The following is a 17,873-nucleotide window of genomic DNA, read 5'->3' as shown; positions in this document are numbered from 1 at the left end:
ACACTGTTCCCTGCTTAATCAGCGCATTATACGTGTCCTCTCAAGGACAACACCGCGGCTTTGACTGGTCTAGGTTGGTTGGATTTCTCATATGTTGGGGTAGAACAAAAAGCAACTGGAAGCCGTCTTCCGAGCGGCTATGCTAATTGAAATGAGGTGATCTTCGTTGTTTACCCGCATTAACAAGCTTGCGATTGATCTGCCCGGCACCACCTACCCCGATGCCAATGCCGCTGCGGCTACCCAGGAATTGATGGGCGGGCGATTCGGCGAGATGTCCACCCTGAACAATTATCTCTACCAATCGTTCAATTTCCGCGGCAAGAGCAAGCTTCGCCCCTTCTATGATCTCGTAGCCAGCATTACTGCCGAGGAGGTCGGTCATGTCGAGCTAGTAGGCACGACGATCAATCTGATTCTGACCGGAACCACCCGCCCTGGGAAGCCGGACTCCACCCCGCTCCATGAGGGGCTCGACAAGCGCAACTCCTACTTTTTCATCCAGACCGCGCAGACCTCGCTTGCCGGAGACTCGATGGGTCAGCCCTGGCGGGGCGACTATGTATTCAATAGCGGCAATCTCATCCTTGACCTGCTGCATAACTTCTTCCTCGAATGCGGCGCCCGCACGCACAAGATGCGCGTATATGAAATGACGAACCACCCGGTCGCGCGGGCAACGATCGGCTACCTGCTTGTCAGAGGCGGCGTTCATGTGCTCGCTTATGCCAAGGCGCTCGAAATTGCCACAGGGGTGGATATGACCAAGCTGATTCCCATTCCGAATCTAAGCAACCAATCGTTCGAGGAAGCGAGAAAATACGAAAATATGGGACTCGGCAACAAGCTGTACACGTTCAGCTATGAGGATTATCGTGACATCGATCAGATCTGGAAGGGAACCCATCCGCAAACCGGCCAGCCGCTGGAGGTCATTATTGGAGTGCCTGAAGGCGGGGCCGTGCCTGACCTGAAGGAGCTGCCTGAGGAATTCGCCCCTGGCATATCTGCCGAGGATTATATTGAGATTGTTAAGCGGCTGCGACAAGGAGCGGGGATGAAGAATGATTAAGTTAAGCATGGAGGGGAAGCGTGATGGTCACAGTCATTACATTAAAAAACAAATCCATCCCAGTCTATCTGTCTGCCGGGCAGCAGCACTATCTGGAGCCGCTTAGCGCGAAGCTGGGCGAATTATCGATGCAGCTAGATTTCTATAAGAAGTGGAAAAGAATACGCTCCGTCGAACTCGTTCGCGACGTTGCTATCCTCAGCTATTCTGACGGAACAAAGCTGTACCTTGAGGTTTCCTGAGCGTGAGGAATCCGTGTCATCATACGCTTCGTCCCTTGAACGCCGATTCTTATCCGCTACAGACGGCTCCAGGTAATCCGTTCAACGCTGGCAACAAACTGCCCCATCCGCATCGGATGAGGCAGCCCGTCTAGCCAGCGGCCATCTTATCTCGGGCTCAGACTAATGCCCCCCGAGCCGGTCTTGGCCACGAGCTCCGCTTCGCCGTTACCGTAGGTTGCCGACAATTTCCCATCCGTCTCCTCCATCTCGGTGTAGCCGCCGAAGCCCAGCTTCAGGTTGCCGCTGCCTGTATTCAGCTTCACCCGTAACGACTCAGGCTGCTGTGTCAGCAGTACAGTAATATCTCCACTGCCCGTCTCCAGGCGTGAGCTGCCGCTTAGTTCCTCTGCCGTCACCGTAATGCTCCCGGAGCCAGTCTCCAGCTTCAGCTCCTCGAATGCCTGGCCATTGAGCACGATACTGCCAGAACCGGTCTCGCCCTCGACCTGCTTCGCATTGGCCGTCACCACTGCTTTGCCGCTGCCCAGATGGAATTGAAGCCTCTGCGCCTCGACTTGATCCAGCTCGAGTCGCCCCGAGCCGCTCTCCAGCTTCAGCTCCTTGGCCTGCAAGCGATCCGCCTCGACCGCGCCGCTGCCTGTTGACAACTCGAAGCGCTCCCATTCTCGGGCGGGGAGAGCAATCCTCAGGTTGATAGAGGTGAAATTAAAGCCAATCGTAAATTTGGGCTGCTCCAGCTCAATTCGCAGCTCGTCCCCGGATGGCTTCACGACCAGCCTCGTATCCTTCAGCAGCCGCTCGCTTACTTGGCCGGAGGCGATGACCTCTGCCTGCTCGCCCGCCCCCTCCACAAGGACAACATCCGAGCTGCCCAGATTGATTTTAACCTTCTTGATCCCCTCCAGAGGAACCGATTGCTGCTGCTCGAACGGAACCGTGCCGAGCGCGCCATCAAGCGTTCCCTGCTGATAAGCAACGAGCAGGCCAACTACGCCCAGTACAACAAGACACAAGCCTACATAAATAGATTTTCTCATGTATTATTTCTCCTTTATCATCCTGCTGTTCCACTTCAAGTAGCGAACCGTCATCGCCATAAACCCCTTGGTCAGCTTGCGCATCCCGGTGGTAGCCAGCAATGCAAGTCCCGCCAGCAGCGCCATACCCGACACGGCAGGCAAGGCAGCTAATCCTTCGTTGATGATCCACTCGACAGCCAACGCCAGCGGCGCGAGCCATAATGCGACCACCGCCGCCCATAAGCCTATGATCGCGGCGAACAGACCGAGGTACGGACCAAGCACAAAGACGAGATTGAAGAAGCCCAGGCTGACTGCGGCGAATACTGCACGCGATACTCGCACCGGTGATTGCTTCTCCTCTGCCTGATTGACCCGATATTGAAGCATAAGCTCTCTGGCTATCAACTGCGGGTCCCCCAGCTCCTGGATCGCTTGCTCCTCCGTCTGTCCATTGGCGCTAGCCATCTCAAAATGCAATTCATAATCGGACAACAGCTCTCGCCGCTGCTCTGACGACATCGGGTGCAACAGATGATACAGTTGGTTTAAATATTGCTCTTTCGTCATTATGGACGCAGCCCTTCCTCAATAATTTCATTTACTGCTCCAGTAAATACGTTCCATTCGTCGATTAATTGGCGCATATAGTCCCACCCCGAATCGCTAAGCCGATAGTACTTGCGGGGCGGCCCTTCGCTGGACTCTTTGAGATAGGTTGTGAAATATCCCTCTTGTGTCAGCCGACTTAGCAGCGGATAGACACTCCCCACCGCCACCTCGAATTTCTCGGATATTTTCACAGCAAGCTCGTAGCCATACCGATCCTCACGGGAGGCAAGCACCAGTACGCATATTTCCAGAACGCCTTTTTTAAATTGAACATTCATTCGGCCTACGCTCCCTATTCTTCAATGCTCACTATTCAATATTGCTTCATATCTAGCTGCGCGGATGCCTCATACTGTACCTTTTACAATCCACTATACTATAGCACTTACTATTCAACATTGCAATATACCTGACAGATCGGACTCGAATCGAAATTTCTCCGCTTCTGTGGTATGCTTGCAATTAGGTAAGTGAACCCTAAGGAGGCAATGAACACCATGTCCAACTACAGCATAACGAAGCTGGAGAACGGCTTCACGATATACGAATTGTCGGAGAGCAGCACCTCATCCTCGGTGCGCATCTGTCCTGAGCGCGGGGGGATTGCTATCAGCCTTGTACTGCACGGCAAGGAGCTGTTCTATCTGGATGAAGCCACCTTCCTTGACCGCGAGGCTAACATTCGCGGGGGCAACCCGATTCTGTTCCCGATCTGCGGCCAGTTGACTGATGCGCAATATGAATGGAACGGCGTCATCTATCCGATGAAAAACCACGGCGTCGCCCGGATTAAGCCATGGGAGGTTGCAGGCAGCAGCACCGACGGACAAGCCAGCCTGACCTTGATTCTGCGCAGTGATGCCCAGACATTAGCCTCTTACCCATTCGAGTTCGAACTGGAGTTTACGTATATTCTGAAGGATGGCAAGCTGCGGCTGGAGCAGCAATACCGCAATCACTCGAACAGCGCGATGCCCGTCTATGCCGGCTTCCATCCGTACTTTGCCACCACGGGCAAGGCCGTTCGCTACGAGACGGATGCCACCTCCTACCTCGACTACAACGACATGGAGACCAAGCCAATCGAAGGAGCTATCGACCTTGCCGGCAAGGTCGAGTCGCTCACACTGCTAAATGCGAAGTCGGGGGAAATCGCCTTCCCGCTGGACGGCTCCACCCGTGTCCGTATGGCCTACAGCGATGTGTTCCAGTATGTCGTGCTCTGGTCTGTGGAGGGCAAGCCGTTCATCTGTGTCGAGCCTTGGATGGCGAAGACGCATGAGCTGAACCGCAAGGAAGAGCTGCCGCTTATTGAACCGGGCGCGACGCTGGAGGCCTGGCTGGAGATAGGGCGCGAGGCTTGACCTGTTGCAATCGCCGTTGGTAGCATGCGATACGCCTCGGCACACCATTGCAGGTTAACTAATTGACACACAATTACAGAGAGGGTATCCCGCATGGCTGCAATACGCAGCCCGCGAGGATACCCTCTTATGTATGAGGCCATAGCTATGCCTCAGCTATATCGCCACCTGCTCCATGCCCAGCAAGCTTGCTCCCTTGTGACAACCGCAAGCTTCCATAGCCTGCTGCCTTACATGGGCGGCGTCATCCGCCGGCTGCTCGCAGCCGGCCCGCGTCCGAACAGCTCCAGCAATGTACCCTGCTTGGCGGCTGTGTAATACTCGGAGCTATCATCTGGCGCCAGCACGATGCCCAGATGATGATGATCGCCATCGAACCGCGCCCGCTGCTCGAATCTTACATGGCCATCATAATTGATGATTTCCAGCTTGCAGAACGCCGAATGGATATGGAGTGCTTCGTGGAAATCCTCCGGTGTCAGCGTCTTGCGGCCATTAACCTTATGAACGAGCTCTCCAGGGACAATGCCCAGCTCAGCGGCAGGCGAGCCCGGGACGACAGCAAGCACACATAATCCCTGCCCGTTATGCACATAGAACGGGCTCCGTCTTGCTTCGCCTGCTGCACTGATCCAGCCAATCGCCTCATGCAGCAAGAGTGCGCCGATGGCCGCGACCAGCGTCAGCGGTGGCCACCATATAGCGAGCGCGGCGATAGCGCCGAGCGCCAGACTGTACCAGAGCAGCGTCTTGGCCGTCTGTCTGGCTCGCTGACGGGGCAGCAGTGACCGGGTCAGCTCGCTATAGCCGACGATCATCGGCAAGCCGAGCAGCAGCCAGCCCCCGCCTGGGCCCTCGCCTCCAAGCAGCGGCGCCCATGGCAGTGCAAAGCCCGCTGCCTCCGCAGGGACGAGCAGCAGCAGCGGAATCGGCCAGTAGCCCTGTAGCTGATAACCGCCGATCAGCTTGCCGCGCTTGCTCTTCATCACGATCGGACTAGCCAGCCTCTCTCCCTGCGACCGCATGAACCATGCTTCAGCCAGATGCAGCATAGCGATCAATAGCAGCAGTCCCGGAATATCCAGCCGTTGCAGGGAAGCCACATATGGAGCTGCCCACGCGCCCAGTACATCCTCGTTCACCCAGCTTGCCGCCCAGTGGAGAACACCCAGCACGCCAGCACTGTAGGCAAAGCACAGATACCGGATGCGGAACAGGACAAGGATCGCTGTAAGCCCCCATAGCCAATAGACCGTCTCGATCTGGATAGCCGCACCTATGCCAAAGGAGAGTGCCGACACACCGATGCCTGCAGCCATCCCCATCACCAGCAGCTTCAGCAGCAGCAGCGGCCATGGCCGCATACGCACATGGAACAGCTTGCGTTCTGTACGCGTCTGCCTTACAAAGTGCAGCACAACCAACAGCACCGCTATGTAGTAGAACGGCTGCAACAGCAAGCTCACAACCGCTTCTCCTGCCTGTCGCAATATTTCCAGCGTCAGCTCCATCGATTCACTCCCATTTCTCAACAATATCAACCGCTCTTCACTTGCCTGCATAGCGACTGCCCAGCATCAGAACCACACCCACGCCACGCGACCGGCGTCTACCTTAACTGCCTGTTCAGGCGACTACTCTCCCTATGTATGCCATACCCCATGCGCCAGAATGCTAAACCTAGGACGAAGTCTGAAGCGAGCGGTTACGTGTCGACATCTAAGATTCGTATAAGCAAATACCGCTTTTAGTTTCTGGAATATCGAAAAAAGAAGGCTGGACATCTGCTCATTGGGAGCAGACAACCAACCTTCTACACATTCGACACACCAGAGCAGTAATCCTGCTGCCATCGTTACCTGCTAATTTTTTCCTTCACTGTTTCAATAGCCTTGATAAGCTGTACGTCATTCTTCTCATTGCGCACAAACAGAATAAGCTGCTGCTCCAGTTTCTCCGCGCTCGCCTTATCCAGCTTGCCCGTTACGGACAGACCCTCGGCACGCTGGAAAGCCTTCACAGCTTCCGCTGTCTGCTTGCTGAAATAGCCGTCCTTGCGGTCAACCTGGTAGCCCAGCCCGCCCAGCATGAGCTGCATGCTGCGAATTTCCTCGCTCAGCATATCCTGCTCCAGCACCGTCTGCTTGGATAATCGCGGCGCGCTATAATAATCTGGCGGGAGAACCTCGACATCCGGGGTAATTCCCTTCTCATGCACCCAGTTGCCATCTGGCGTCAGCCATTTGGCAATGGTCATCTTCACCAGGCTGCCATCCCCCAGCACCTTGTTGTAGCTCACCTGCACTGTCCCTTTGCCGTAGGAGGTTTCACCGACGATGACCGCTCCGGCACGCTCACGAAGCGCCCCGGCCAGCACCTCAGATGCGCTCGCACTGCCCTTATTCGTCAAGACGACGATTGGGTAGCTTCTCCCGTTCCCCTTGGACAGCGTCTGCTCACGCGCGCCGCCCTTCTCCTCGATCATGACGATCGGCTCGCCTTTCTTGATGAACGGCTGGGCGATGGACACCACAATCGGCAGCACGCCTCCCGGATTGTTGCGCACATCAATAACGAGACCCTTCAGCCCCTTCTTCTCCAGCCCCTCCAGCTCCTCTAAGAAGCGCTCACCCGTGTTCATCGAGAATTGCCGGATCTCGATCAGGCCGACACCATCCTCCAACAGCTTCGCGTAGACCGTCTCCACATCGATGTCGTCGCGCACGAGCACGAGCGAGATCGGCTGGTCGACGCCAGCTCGCCGAATCTGTACCTTGGCCTTCGTCCCCTTGGGACCGCGGATTTTGGCTACCGCTTCATTGAGCTGCAGCCCCGACAGACTCTCTCCATTTACGGACAGCAGAACATCCTTAGGCATCAGGCCTGCTCGCTCTGCAGGCGAATCCTTGATCGGAGAGACGATCACGATATTGCCGCCCTCCATCGTCACCTCAGCTCCAATGCCGGAGAAGGAGCCTTCAATCGACTCCGTGAAATGCGTTGCTGTCTCCTTCTCCATATACGCCGAATATGGATCGTCGAGCGCAGCCATCATGCCATTGATTGCACCGTCAACCACCTTGCCTCTGTCAACGTCCTTGTAATACTTCGTCTCGATCAAGGACAGCACAGCGCTCAGCTTGTCCTCCTCCTGCTTGGTCAAGCCTTGCCCGTTCACAGATGGCACCGCTGAAGCAAGTCCTCTGCTGCCATCCAGCACAAGGCGGTCAGCGAGCACCAGTGTGACGAGAACGGACGATGCCATGGTCAGCAATATGAATACAAGCACTGTACGCCCTTTGAATTTCATCGTTCTACCTCCACCCTCACCATGCCGGTTCGTTATCCTTGCTAGTATATGACAAGCCGCTGGTAATTATTTGCGGCTGCTCGTGCGAAGCGGAAGGAACTTTCCGTTGCTAGGGCGCACAACGTTTAAGATTAGCGAATATAATTCATTGGATTTTGCGGTTTTTCATTCAAGCGCACTTCGAAATGCAGGTGATTCCCTGTCGAATTGCCTGTTGATCCAACCTCCGCGATCTTTTGACCGCGCTTCACCTCTTCGCCCACCTCAACCTTGATTCCGCCTTGGCGAATATGCGCATACAGCGTCCACAAGCCGTTGCCATGATCGATAATGACCGTATTGCCATAACCGCTCGTCGCCTGAGCTACCAGCACAACACCAGATTCCGCTGCATAGATAGCCGTGCCGCTTGGCGCAGCAAAGTCGACGCCATTATGCATCTTTCCTTTCTGCCCGGTAATCGGATGTGTACGCGGCCCAAATCCCGAGCTGGTACGGTACCCATCGCCGATCGGACGCAGCAGCTTGCCGCCGGCCTTGTAATGCGACTGCACACGGTTGCGTTCCTTCTCCAGATCGGAGGCCTTCTTGGCCAGCTTGAGGATCAGCTCCTCCTGCTCCGCCGATACCTCCTCCAGCTGCTCCATCTGCTCGGAATAGGAGAGGATCATTCTCTCCTTCTCCTTCTCCTTGTCTACCAATTGCGCGTAGTATACCTCCAGGCGACCGTAGAGATCCTTCACCTCTGCCAGCTTCGTCTCTACCTCGGCCTTCTTGACCTCAATCAGTTCCTTATCCTTCTTATGCTCCGCCAATATCACCTTATCCTGAGACAGAATCGATTGTATCGAATCGAAGCGATCGAGGAAATCAGAGAAGCTGGTGGCGCTCATCATCACATCCAGATACGATACAGAGCCGCTCGTATACATCAACCGAACACGCGACTTCAGCAGCTTGTCCCGCGCTTCAATCCGCTTCTCCGCCTCCTGAAGCGCCTCTCCGGCCTCCAGCAGCTCGCGCTCTGTAACGTCCAGCTTGTCGCGGGTGGACTGCATGTTCTCGGTGGTCTGATTGATCTGATCCATAATCTTCATGATCGATTGGGCGGTCTCTTCCTTCTTCTGCTCGATTTCCTTATACTCTTGCTCTGCATTCGCCTTGCTGTTGGCCGCCGCCTTCATCTCGGAGCGAACCTTAGCCAGCTCGCGATTGATCTTGTCCACTTGTGACGTCGCCGCCTGCCCTCCTGTGGGCTGCAGCAATATGATCGCCATTGCCAGAACAGTAAGAAGCGTTAAGGCTTTTTTCACCTATCTCTCACCTACACTTTCAAGTACTTGCGAACCGAAATCGTACTCCCCCAAATGCCTATCAACGTTCCGATGCCGAGCAATATGCCTGCAACCATCCAGGCAGCCTCCTGAGTCTGAACCAGCTTAATCATCATCAGGCCAAGCTCGAACTGCGACATCTGCACCAATTGCTCATACAGCACCAGCAGCACGCCCGCTGTAATCGCCGATCCGATGATGCCAATCAGCGCTCCCTCAATAAAGAACGGCCAGCGTATAAAATGATTCGTCGCGCCCACAAGCTTCATAATCGCAATCTCGCGACGGCGCGCCAAAATCGTAACCTTAATCGTATTGGAGATCAGGAACATCGCCGTCAGCGCCAGACCCGCGACAATAACAAGCCCGATATTGCGCACGGCTGTCGTGAATTTGAACAGCGTTTCCACCGTACCCTGTCCATACTTCACATTTGTGATGGGCAATGTCGGGTCGGCTTCATTAATCGCCTTGATCTTATTCGCTACAAATGAGATCGTCTGCGGCTCGAACACCTCGATCGTGAACGAATCCGGCAGCGGATTGTTCGTCTCGTCGAACCCCTCGAGCAGATCCTTGCCGTCCTCGCCCAGACTTTCACGCAGCAGCTCCAAACCGTCCGCCTTGGAGACGAACTCCGCCGACTTCACCTCAGGCATATTGGCAATCGTATTGCGCAGCTCCTCAATCTTGCTCTGTTCTACCTCTAGCTGCAAATAGACCTTAATCTGCACCTGGCTCTCGATCTGGCTCGCGAGGTTGTTCACGTTAAGCGCCAGCAGCAGAAACACACCCAGAATAAACAGCGAAATAACAATCGAACTAATCGAAGCAAACGACATCCAGCCGTTGCGAATAATATTTCTGACGCCTTCTCGGATATGGCGGAGAATGGTGCTAAATCTCATAACCGTACTCCCCTCTTGCCTCGTCCCGCGCAATCAAGCCATCCTCGATAGCAATAACGCGCTTGCGCAGCTTGTTCACAATGTCCCGGTTATGAGTCGCCATGACGATGGTCGTACCGCGAAAATTAATTTCCTCCAGCAGATTCATAATGTCCCACGACGTCTCCGGATCGAGATTGCCCGTAGGCTCATCCGCGATGATAACCGCAGGGTTATTCACGATCGCTCTGGCAATGCCGACACGCTGCTGCTCTCCACCCGAGAGCTGTGCAGGGAAGCTGTCATGCTTGCCCTTGAGCCCTACCAGCTCCAGCACCTCCATCGTTCGCTTGCGAATCTGCCGCCGCGGCGTCTCGATGACCTCCATCGCAAAAGCAACATTCTCATAAGCGGTCATCTTGGGCAGCAGGCGAAAATCTTGAAAGATAACGCCGATATTACGGCGAACATACGGAATTTTGCGCGGCTTCAGCTTGCCGATATTAAAGCCGTTGACCGAAATCTGTCCCTTCGTTGGAACCTCTTCCCTATAGATAAGCTTCATGAAGGTCGATTTCCCGGCGCCAGAGGGTCCGACCAGATAGACAAATTCATTCTTTTCTATTAAAACGGAGACGCCGCGCAGCGCATGCGTACCGTTCGAGTACGTCTTCCAAATGTCTTGCATCTCGATCACATTATCACATCCTGTTGAGTGTCAGCTTTATCTTCTTCGACAGCAATCACTCAATTCCTTTCAAAAAACAGAGATTCGACAATTTTCTAATAATTCTAATCTTTTTTTGCATGGGAAGACACGCTCTGCCTTCTCCTGAATACGCCTGATGAACAGCTTCGCGAAAGCATGGCATACTCTCCCTCAGTCATACATAGACATAAACTGATGCCGTCGCATTATATCTCGATTGATCACGCAGCAAGGAGGAAGGGATTGTGAAGAAGCTGCATCTTGCTTTTATCATTGTCGGCGTCATTCTCCTCATCCTCGCCACCGGCTGGGGGCTGCTCTACATCTATTCTACGGGCAAAAAGGTTCCAGAGGGGGCGCACGCAGGCGCCGTGGAGATTGGGGGGATGAGCGTACAGCAGGCTTGGACAGCACTAAATGAAGCCTGGGACGAATTCGAGCAGCGTCCCGTGCACATCCTGCTCAACGAAGCCTCAGGCCTGGAGCACAGTTGGGCGCTGCGGCAGCTCGGCATTGCAGTAGAGCGTGCCGCCATCAAGCCCGTGCTCGACCAGCTCCAGGAGGGAAATATGATTCAGAGGGCGCTCTATCGCTACAACTTTGCCCGCGAGCTGCCCGTCGCGCTGGCGCTCGACGCTCAGCAACTGGGACTTGCGCTTCGCAAGCATTGGGGATGGCTCGAATTCAACGAGCCAGCCAATGCACGGCGAATCATTACGTCCCAGGATCGCATCATCTATGAGCCGCATCATAATGGCTACAGACTGGACATCGAGCCAATGGCTGGCGCACTGACCGCCTGGGCAGGACAAGCTCTGAATCGCCCGGAGCAAGCGGGAGAGGGGCAATTCATGCTGGGACTTAAGACGCTCCGCCCGGCGCTGACACTGGAGCGACTGCAGCGTCAGGGAATCGAGCGTAAAATTGCCAGCTTCAGCACCAGCTTTGCCCGAAGCTCGGAAGGGCGAGCCTATAATGTAGCCTCCACAGCTCAAGTTCTTAATGGCTGGGAATTGGCTCCCGGCGAGGTGTTCGACTATAGCCGGATCATCCAGGCCGCTAGAGAGCACTATGGCTTCCGCGAGGCTCCAGTCATCGTCAACGGCAGGATAGTGCCCGGTATCGGCGGCGGAATCTGCCAGGTGTCCAGCACATTATATAATGCTGCGCTGCTCGCCGGACTGGAGATTGTGGAGCGTCGCAACCATTCGACCCCGATCTCCTATGTGCCCATGGGGCGGGATGCTACCTTTGCCGAGGGCTATCTGAACTTCCGCTTTCGCAACACGACCGGGCATCATCTGGCGATACGTACAGAGGTGTTCGAACGGGTGCTCACAGTCAAGCTGTTCGGGACGATGCCTGCGTCCACAACCTACCGGATCGAGAGCAAGCTGGTCAAGCAGCTTCCGCCCCCGACTCGCAAGGTGCGGAGCGGGGCCGCTCCGCGCGGCGGACGAGTTCTGATCCAATCCGGCAAGCCTGGCTATGTCGTCGAGGTGTACCGAATCAAGCTGGAATCAGGGAAGCAGACCGCTCGCGAGCTGATCTCGACCGATACCTACCCGCCACAGGCGACGATCATTGGCGTATCCGCTGCCGATCCTCTCCAGCTCGAGCCGGCGCCGCCAGCAGCCGCCTGGGATGCGGAGCCCGAGCTATGGCCGCGTGAGCCGCTCATCGTCGAGGATGGCTTCCTGCCAGATAGCGATACGAAGCATAGCGATCAGGGGCTACTGCACGGCGAGTATAATTAGAGGATGCCGGATTTGTAGCTTCACCCCGAGATTCATTTAGAAGTACAGCCTGCACTCTTCAATGTGACGCGAATTCTCAACAAGCCGTTATTCATGCAGAGCAACAAGACGCCTGTCAGGTTGACTCCATACTCTGGAGCGAACCCGACAGGCGTCTTGTTGTGGTGCTGTACAGGATGCTAATCCTGGTCGACCACGGTGACCGGTCGATCTGGCTGCTGTATCGTGAAGCTGTTGGACAGATACAGCAGCTCCAGCGCACGGTTGTACTCCTGCTCGGTCGTGCTGCTGTGATGCGAGCTGTCAGCCCCGGACAACGCATGGAGCGGGTATTCCGTCCCGTCCTCGAAGCCGCTGCCCGGCATAAACAGCGAGCTCTCGCTCACGAAGGAGCCCGACGGCAGGTAATACCGCTGCGGCAGCAGATTGTACGTCTGATTGATCAGATCCTCGCCGAAATGAATCTGGCGATCAAGCGGAGCGCCCAGCAGATTCGCCACCGTCGGCAGAATATCCACCTGCCCGCCCATCTGCTCTATGACCGCTGGATACGTTATGCCAGGCCCAATAATGCTAAGCGGAATGTTAATCATATCCGTGTAGCTATATTCGTAGCCGTAGATTTCCTCCATCAGCGCCTTGTCCTGAGCCGTCAGCGAATAGATCGGCAGCCCCAGATGATCGCCATAGACGACAAGCAGGCTATGATCCCAGACGCCGCTCTCCTTCAGCCCGTCAATGAACTGGCCGAGCGCATAATCAGCATAATTCTGCGAGCGGATATAGTCGCCAACGAACGTGCCCTCATACCGCTCCGGCAGCGTCATCTTGTACTTCTCCTCCGGGATCGTGAACGGATGATGCGCCGTCATGGAGATCACCTGTGCATAGAATGGCTGATCTTCGGCATCCATTCGTGCTAACTCCTCAAGCGTCTTGCGGTAGAGCACCTCATCCGAAGCTGCGAAGAACACACGGTCCTCATCGCCGAAGAACTTGGCGTCATAATACTTGTCGAAGCCCAGTGCCTGGTAGAGCTCGCCGCGGTTCCAGAACTCCACCACATTCGTATGGAAGGTCGCCGTATGATACCCCTGCGACTTCAGCAGCTTGGGCAGACTCGGCAACTGCTTGCCAGCGTACTCGCCCGATGCGGCGCCCCGCGGCGGTATATATTGCGACGTGTTGACTATAAATTCGGCATCCGATGTATTGCCTTGCCCCACCTGCTGGTAGAAGTTCGGGAAATAGAAGTTCTCCTTCATCAGACGGTTCATATTCGGCGTAATCTCCTGGCCGTCAATCTTCAGACCGATCAGAAAGTTCTGGAATGATTCCATCTGAAGAAGGATCAGATTGCGCCCCTGAGCCGCGCCCGCATAACGCGGATGCTCGACCGGCTTCACCTGCTTGAGCTTGTTGATCCGCTCCTGCGTAATCTCGGCGAGCGGCGTCCACTCCTGCTGCTCCTTCGAGAAGATCGTATAGGCCTCATAGTTGAGAATCCCCATCTCCTCGGCCTTCTTCAGCTCATTCATCATCGCCCGGTTCGGGAAGATGTTGGCGAAGCACAGGGCGAGCGAGACGATGAACAGCGCGCTAACCCAGCCTCTGCGCTCCCGCCGGGGCATCGTCAGCCGCCACTCGCGCTTTGTCCGCATCTTGAAGTACAGGAAGGCCAGTACCAGAATATCCGTGAAGATGAGCAGATAGTACGGGTGCATCAGCGAGATCACGCTCTTGTTGACCGCCGTCACCTGATTGACCTGCTCCAGCGCATGATAGGTGACAAACACACCGTAATATTTGTAATACATAATCACCGCAAAAAAGATCGCCGTGACCAACAGATTCGTCATGAAATAGTACAGCAGCTTGCGCTTGCTCGCAAACCATTCGATGAGGCAAAAGATCAACCAGATGAATGGAATCTCTGTCAGTAGTGGAGCCAGCGAGACACCACTGCCGAAGATGACCAGATAAGCCAGATAGCTTTTGAGTAAGAGCAGCACGGAGAAAAACGCAAACGGCTTTGTCCGCAAAGCCTTGAACGCATTAAACAATGCCATCACTATTCCCTTCCTTTCATAAAGCAAGCAGACGAACCTGATATTCGCCTGCTCCGCCAATAAAACATGCACATAATTATGACGCGCAGCTCATCGAAAGTCAAAACGAAGAAAACGTTCCCATCGCTACTAACGAGCCAAAATACGAAATGGTTGCAGTAAAAACGCAGATTTTCGCCCTATATAGCCGATCTGCGCAGCCAGATAAGCATTTCCTCGAAGGTATCCACAGGGATAATGCGTAGACCTGGCGCTCCTGCCTGCGCCTCCTCCTCCTGCCCCTTCGGGACAAAAAACACATCGGCTCCATCGCGCTTGGCAGTGAACGCCTTCTGCCGAATGCCGCCGATGCGCCCGATCTGACCATCAGCGTCGATCGTACCCGTGACCGCCACCCGATGCCCATTCGTCACGCCCCCCGGAATGAGCTGGTCGAGCAGCGCCAGCGCCAGGGCCGCGCCATGCGAAGGCCCGCCCTCATGGGCAAAGTAACGGCGAAAGGTAACCTTGCGCGGCAGGTCCGGCTCCAGGCTGTCCGTCACCTGAATGCCCATGATCGCTTGCCCTGGCTGCTCTGGATTGCCCTTGGTCAGCACCTCGCGGCTCAGGCGCTCTCCGTCGCGCAGCAGCGCGAGCCGCACCGTACTGCCGGGCACCACATCCGCCATCTGTGCCCTCAGATCGACAAGCCTCGCCACCTGTGCATCGTTGACCTGCACGATGATGTCGCCCGGCTTCAACTCCCCATGAGCCGGCCCTTTTACCTCCACCAGCACCACCTTCGCGCCGCTGCGCTTCACTCCGGCGCCAATGCCTGCTTCATGCAACGCAATGGCGCTGCCAATCTGATCCGCCTCTGCCTTCAGATCGCGCACTAGACTCTCATACTGGCCAAGCGACATGCCGAGCGTCTCGATCGGCCGGAAGGTATACGCCGGGAACAGTTTGGCATATAGCCAATCTGCCAGAAAAGCGGGACGATCGAACACCAGCAGTCCCATAATCTCGCCATGCGGCTGCCCGCCCTCCACATGGACGTAGCGGTTCATATTAACCGCCAGCCCAGGGTAGGTGACCATCTGCGAGGTCGGCCAGAATAGCCCGGACAGCAGTGTGGCGGATAGCACCAGTGCGAGCAGGCTGCGCCAGGGCAGGCGACCTCCTCGATACCGTTCATGAAGTGCGGCATCCCAGATCGCAAGGAGCCAGATGAGCGCGATGCTCCCTGCCGCAACAGCCAGCAGCAGGAGAGACAGCTCGCCCACAATGCCCATATAACAGAGCAAGCCAGCAGCCAGCGCCGCCATGAGCAGAATACTGCCATGCCGGACGAGCAGCCAGCGCCGTCGTGCCTTGAAGTCGGCAGCAGGCTTGCCCCCTTGGGCTTCCCCATCTTGGGGGGAATATCCCTGGAACGAGGCGAGCAGCGCCATCACTGCCCCGCCCACCCATAGCAGCGGCGGAACCACCAGCGCAAATACGAGCCCATTCAACAGATCAATCCAGTACAATTGACCAATTCGGAGCACATCCGGCACCCAGATCAACTCGCCGAACGCGCAGAGGGCAATCACTGCCGTCATCCCGTATAGATACCATCGATGCCATCGCGCCATGGGCCACCCTCCGTTCAACATGTTAATGAACCTATCATATCATTTTCGAGCCACCAAGCGCCAAGCACCGCCCTAGACAGCCTTCCATACAACACCTATAGGGAGACAGCTTCAGCAGGAGCTGCGGCGTTCTCCATGCGCGACATTATTCATCTTGGCTGGGCACGATGCGCTAATGGCCTGTACGCTGTGGCCGATGGTTTTTTTTCGTGGGGCTCTTTTCAAGCAAGCTTTACCTGTGCTATAATTGAAAGCGCTAACATTATTGTTGCAAATCTCTAATGGGGGGAGCTTGAAAGGATGAGTGTAGCGTTGGAAACCAAAAATGTATACGAAAACTTTGAGGTGGAAACGGACATTCTTTTTTTCAAAGTCGGCTCACTGGGCATGGTCAGCTTTCACGGCAGAAACTATAACATTAAAAAGAGGATGTCTGCAGAACAGCTCCAATCCATGCTCGCCAAAGCCTGCTTTGTGCAGGTGAAATCGGATTGTTACGCCAATATCAGCAAGATTACCGCCATCGAGAACGATCATCTCTACTTCGGACAGGAGCTTGGCGATGCCAAGACGATTCCTGTGTCCAAACGGAAGCAAGCGATGATTAGAGAACTGCTGCTGCGCAAGCAACACGCCCTGCAATAAGCAGATGCCCTGCGGCAGTGTAATCCGACTTCAAGACCCGCCTTGGTGGCAGGTCTTGTTTTTTGTGCCTGTGCTCGCCTCCTCCCCTTCACCACTTCCCTCTCCTCGCCCTCTTGATCGTTCTCCCCCAGCGCCCTACACCTCAAGTCTGGCGTTTACAACCCTAGGCCCCCTTATGTATAATGAGCTTGATTCCAAAATACGACAGTGGTGGTGGGGAAAATTCTGTACTTTCTTGGCTTTATCGTGTCGTTTATTATCGTCTATGCACTTATACCGCCGTTCGCCAAGCTCGCCTTCAAGCTAGATTATGTGGACAAGCCCCGGCAAGATGTCGAGCGCAAGCTTCACCGGCAACCTATTCCGCTTACAGCCAGCTATCCGATCTTTATCGGCTTTTTTATTACATACCTGTTAATTACACGCGATTTTTCGCTACAGACAGGAGCCATGGTGCTTGGTGGCGCTCTGCTGCTGTTCATCGGTACGATCGACGACTGGTACAAGACCAAGGGCAAGGACTTCCCTGCACTGCCCAAGCTGCTCGTTCAAGTATCTGCAGCCGTGCTCGTCTACGCCTCAGGGATTGTGTTCACCGGCTTTGTCAATCCGTTCTCGGGCGAGTACATCGTCCTGCCAACACTGCTGCAATTTGTGCTGACCATCCTGTGGATCTTCGGCGTCACAACCGTCATTAACTTCTCGGACGGACTGGACGGGCTGGCAGGCGGCCTATCCGGCATCTCGGCGCTTACCCTGTTCATCGTAGCAGTCGCTATGGGGCAGTCCAATTCGGCGATTATGGCGATTATTCTGGTCGGCATTACGGCTGCTTATCTGCGCTTCAACAAACCGCCGGCCAAGGTGTTCATGGGGGATGCCGGAGCAACCTTCCTCGGCTTCATCCTGGCGGTGATCGCACTGGATGGCGCATTCAAGCAGGCGACGGTATTGTCGCTGTTCATACCGATCCTCGCACTCGGCGTGCCGATCTTCGACAATATCTTTGTCGTCATCAAGCGCTTCATCCAGGGCAAGGCGATCTGGCAGGCAGATGCAACACAGGTACATTATCGCCTGCTGCGTGCGGGATTCAACCATAAGCAGGCGCTGATGGTTCTGTTCCTCATTAGCACCTGCTTCAGCTTATCTTCTATTATACTACTGCTTGTTCAATCCTAGACGGCTAGATCGGCCCCTGTCCTGTGTGACAGGGGTCTTTTCTATGCTTACA

General features: G+C 55.3%; 16 protein-coding genes. 6 read left to right on the top strand and 10 right to left on the bottom strand.

The features are described 5' to 3' along the window. Positions 1-166: 166 nt before the first annotated feature. Together ACY1JZ_RS17635 and ACY1JZ_RS17630 are read left to right on the top strand one after the other, a co-directional pair. Complete coding sequence (locus ACY1JZ_RS17635) at positions 167-1,072, top strand: manganese catalase family protein (RefSeq protein WP_462630334.1); 906 nt, start codon at positions 167-169, stop codon at positions 1,070-1,072. A 23-nt stretch (positions 1,073-1,095) separates the two neighbouring features. Next, positions 1,096-1,314 carry a hypothetical protein gene (locus ACY1JZ_RS17630; RefSeq protein WP_462630333.1) on the top strand — a complete coding sequence of 73 codons (219 nt, stop codon included), beginning with the start codon at positions 1,096-1,098 and terminating at the stop codon, positions 1,312-1,314. Positions 1,315-1,460: 146 nt separating this feature from the next. On the opposite strand, the gene ACY1JZ_RS17625 is transcribed toward ACY1JZ_RS17630, so the two are convergent. Genes ACY1JZ_RS17625 through ACY1JZ_RS17615 form a run of 3 tightly spaced genes read right to left on the bottom strand, consistent with a single transcriptional unit; the run spans position 1,461 to position 3,226 of the window. Beyond that, on the bottom strand, positions 1,461-2,354 hold the full coding sequence (locus ACY1JZ_RS17625; protein WP_462630332.1) for a DUF4097 family beta strand repeat-containing protein: 894 nt from the start codon (positions 2,352-2,354) through the stop codon (positions 1,461-1,463). Positions 2,355-2,357: 3 nt separating this feature from the next. Continuing rightward, entirely contained in the window at positions 2,358-2,906 is a 549-nt protein-coding gene (locus ACY1JZ_RS17620; protein WP_462630331.1) for a DUF1700 domain-containing protein, read from the bottom strand. After that, entirely contained in the window at positions 2,906-3,226 is a 321-nt protein-coding gene (locus tag ACY1JZ_RS17615; protein WP_270167825.1) for a PadR family transcriptional regulator, read from the bottom strand. The genes ACY1JZ_RS17620 and ACY1JZ_RS17615 overlap by 1 nt, the downstream gene beginning before the upstream one ends. 219 nt (positions 3,227-3,445) lie before the next feature. Here ACY1JZ_RS17615 and ACY1JZ_RS17610 point away from each other — a divergent pair, with 219 nt between their 5' ends. Continuing rightward, the gene (locus ACY1JZ_RS17610) at positions 3,446-4,312 is read left to right on the top strand and encodes an aldose epimerase family protein (RefSeq protein ID WP_462630330.1); all 867 of its coding nucleotides are present in this window, start codon (positions 3,446-3,448) and stop codon (positions 4,310-4,312) included. A 230-nt stretch (positions 4,313-4,542) separates the two neighbouring features. On the opposite strand, the gene ACY1JZ_RS17605 is transcribed toward ACY1JZ_RS17610, so the two are convergent. The 5 genes from ACY1JZ_RS17605 to ftsE all read right to left on the bottom strand — a co-directional run bounded on the left by ACY1JZ_RS17605 (position 4,543) and on the right by ftsE (position 10,540). Beyond that, a complete protein-coding gene (locus tag ACY1JZ_RS17605) occupies positions 4,543-5,847 on the bottom strand; it encodes a PDZ domain-containing protein (RefSeq protein ID WP_462630329.1) in 1,305 nt (434 codons plus the stop codon). Between the two features lie 320 nt (positions 5,848-6,167). Continuing rightward, positions 6,168-7,622 (bottom strand): S41 family peptidase, encoded by a 1,455-nt coding sequence (locus ACY1JZ_RS17600; protein ID WP_270167820.1) that lies wholly within the window; start codon positions 7,620-7,622, stop codon positions 6,168-6,170. A 131-nt stretch (positions 7,623-7,753) separates the two neighbouring features. Further along, positions 7,754-8,935: a murein hydrolase activator EnvC family protein gene (locus tag ACY1JZ_RS17595; protein WP_270167817.1), complete on the bottom strand. Its 1,182-nt coding sequence runs from the start codon at positions 8,933-8,935 to the stop codon at positions 7,754-7,756. Positions 8,936-8,946: 11 nt separating this feature from the next. Further along, the gene (gene ftsX / locus ACY1JZ_RS17590; RefSeq protein WP_462630326.1) at positions 8,947-9,864 is read right to left on the bottom strand and encodes a permease-like cell division protein FtsX; all 918 of its coding nucleotides are present in this window, start codon (positions 9,862-9,864) and stop codon (positions 8,947-8,949) included. Continuing rightward, positions 9,854-10,540, bottom strand: a complete 687-nt coding sequence (gene ftsE, locus ACY1JZ_RS17585; protein WP_270167814.1) for a cell division ATP-binding protein FtsE — start codon at positions 10,538-10,540, stop codon at positions 9,854-9,856. The genes ftsX and ftsE overlap by 11 nt, the downstream gene beginning before the upstream one ends. 257 nt (positions 10,541-10,797) lie before the next feature. Between ftsE and ACY1JZ_RS17580 the strand changes: the two genes are divergently transcribed. Then, a complete protein-coding gene (locus ACY1JZ_RS17580) occupies positions 10,798-12,309 on the top strand; it encodes a VanW family protein (RefSeq protein ID WP_462630324.1) in 1,512 nt (503 codons plus the stop codon). Positions 12,310-12,488: 179 nt separating this feature from the next. On the opposite strand, the gene ACY1JZ_RS17575 is transcribed toward ACY1JZ_RS17580, so the two are convergent. Then, entirely contained in the window at positions 12,489-14,378 is a 1,890-nt protein-coding gene (locus ACY1JZ_RS17575; RefSeq protein ID WP_462630323.1) for an LTA synthase family protein, read from the bottom strand. A gap of 179 nt (positions 14,379-14,557) precedes the next feature. Continuing rightward, positions 14,558-15,994 (bottom strand): PDZ domain-containing protein, encoded by a 1,437-nt coding sequence (locus tag ACY1JZ_RS17570; RefSeq protein WP_462630321.1) that lies wholly within the window; start codon positions 15,992-15,994, stop codon positions 14,558-14,560. 300 nt (positions 15,995-16,294) lie between these two features. Between ACY1JZ_RS17570 and ACY1JZ_RS17565 the strand changes: the two genes are divergently transcribed. After that, a complete protein-coding gene (locus tag ACY1JZ_RS17565) occupies positions 16,295-16,639 on the top strand; it encodes a LytTR family transcriptional regulator DNA-binding domain-containing protein (RefSeq protein WP_270167809.1) in 345 nt (114 codons plus the stop codon). A 222-nt stretch (positions 16,640-16,861) separates the two neighbouring features. Beyond that, entirely contained in the window at positions 16,862-17,821 is a 960-nt protein-coding gene (locus ACY1JZ_RS17560) for an MraY family glycosyltransferase (RefSeq protein ID WP_462630375.1), read from the top strand. Positions 17,822-17,873 lie beyond the last annotated feature (52 nt).

The sequence above is a fragment of the Paenibacillus sp. J5 genome (assembly GCF_054955055.1).
This window is presented reverse-complemented; position numbering and strand designations above follow the sequence as displayed.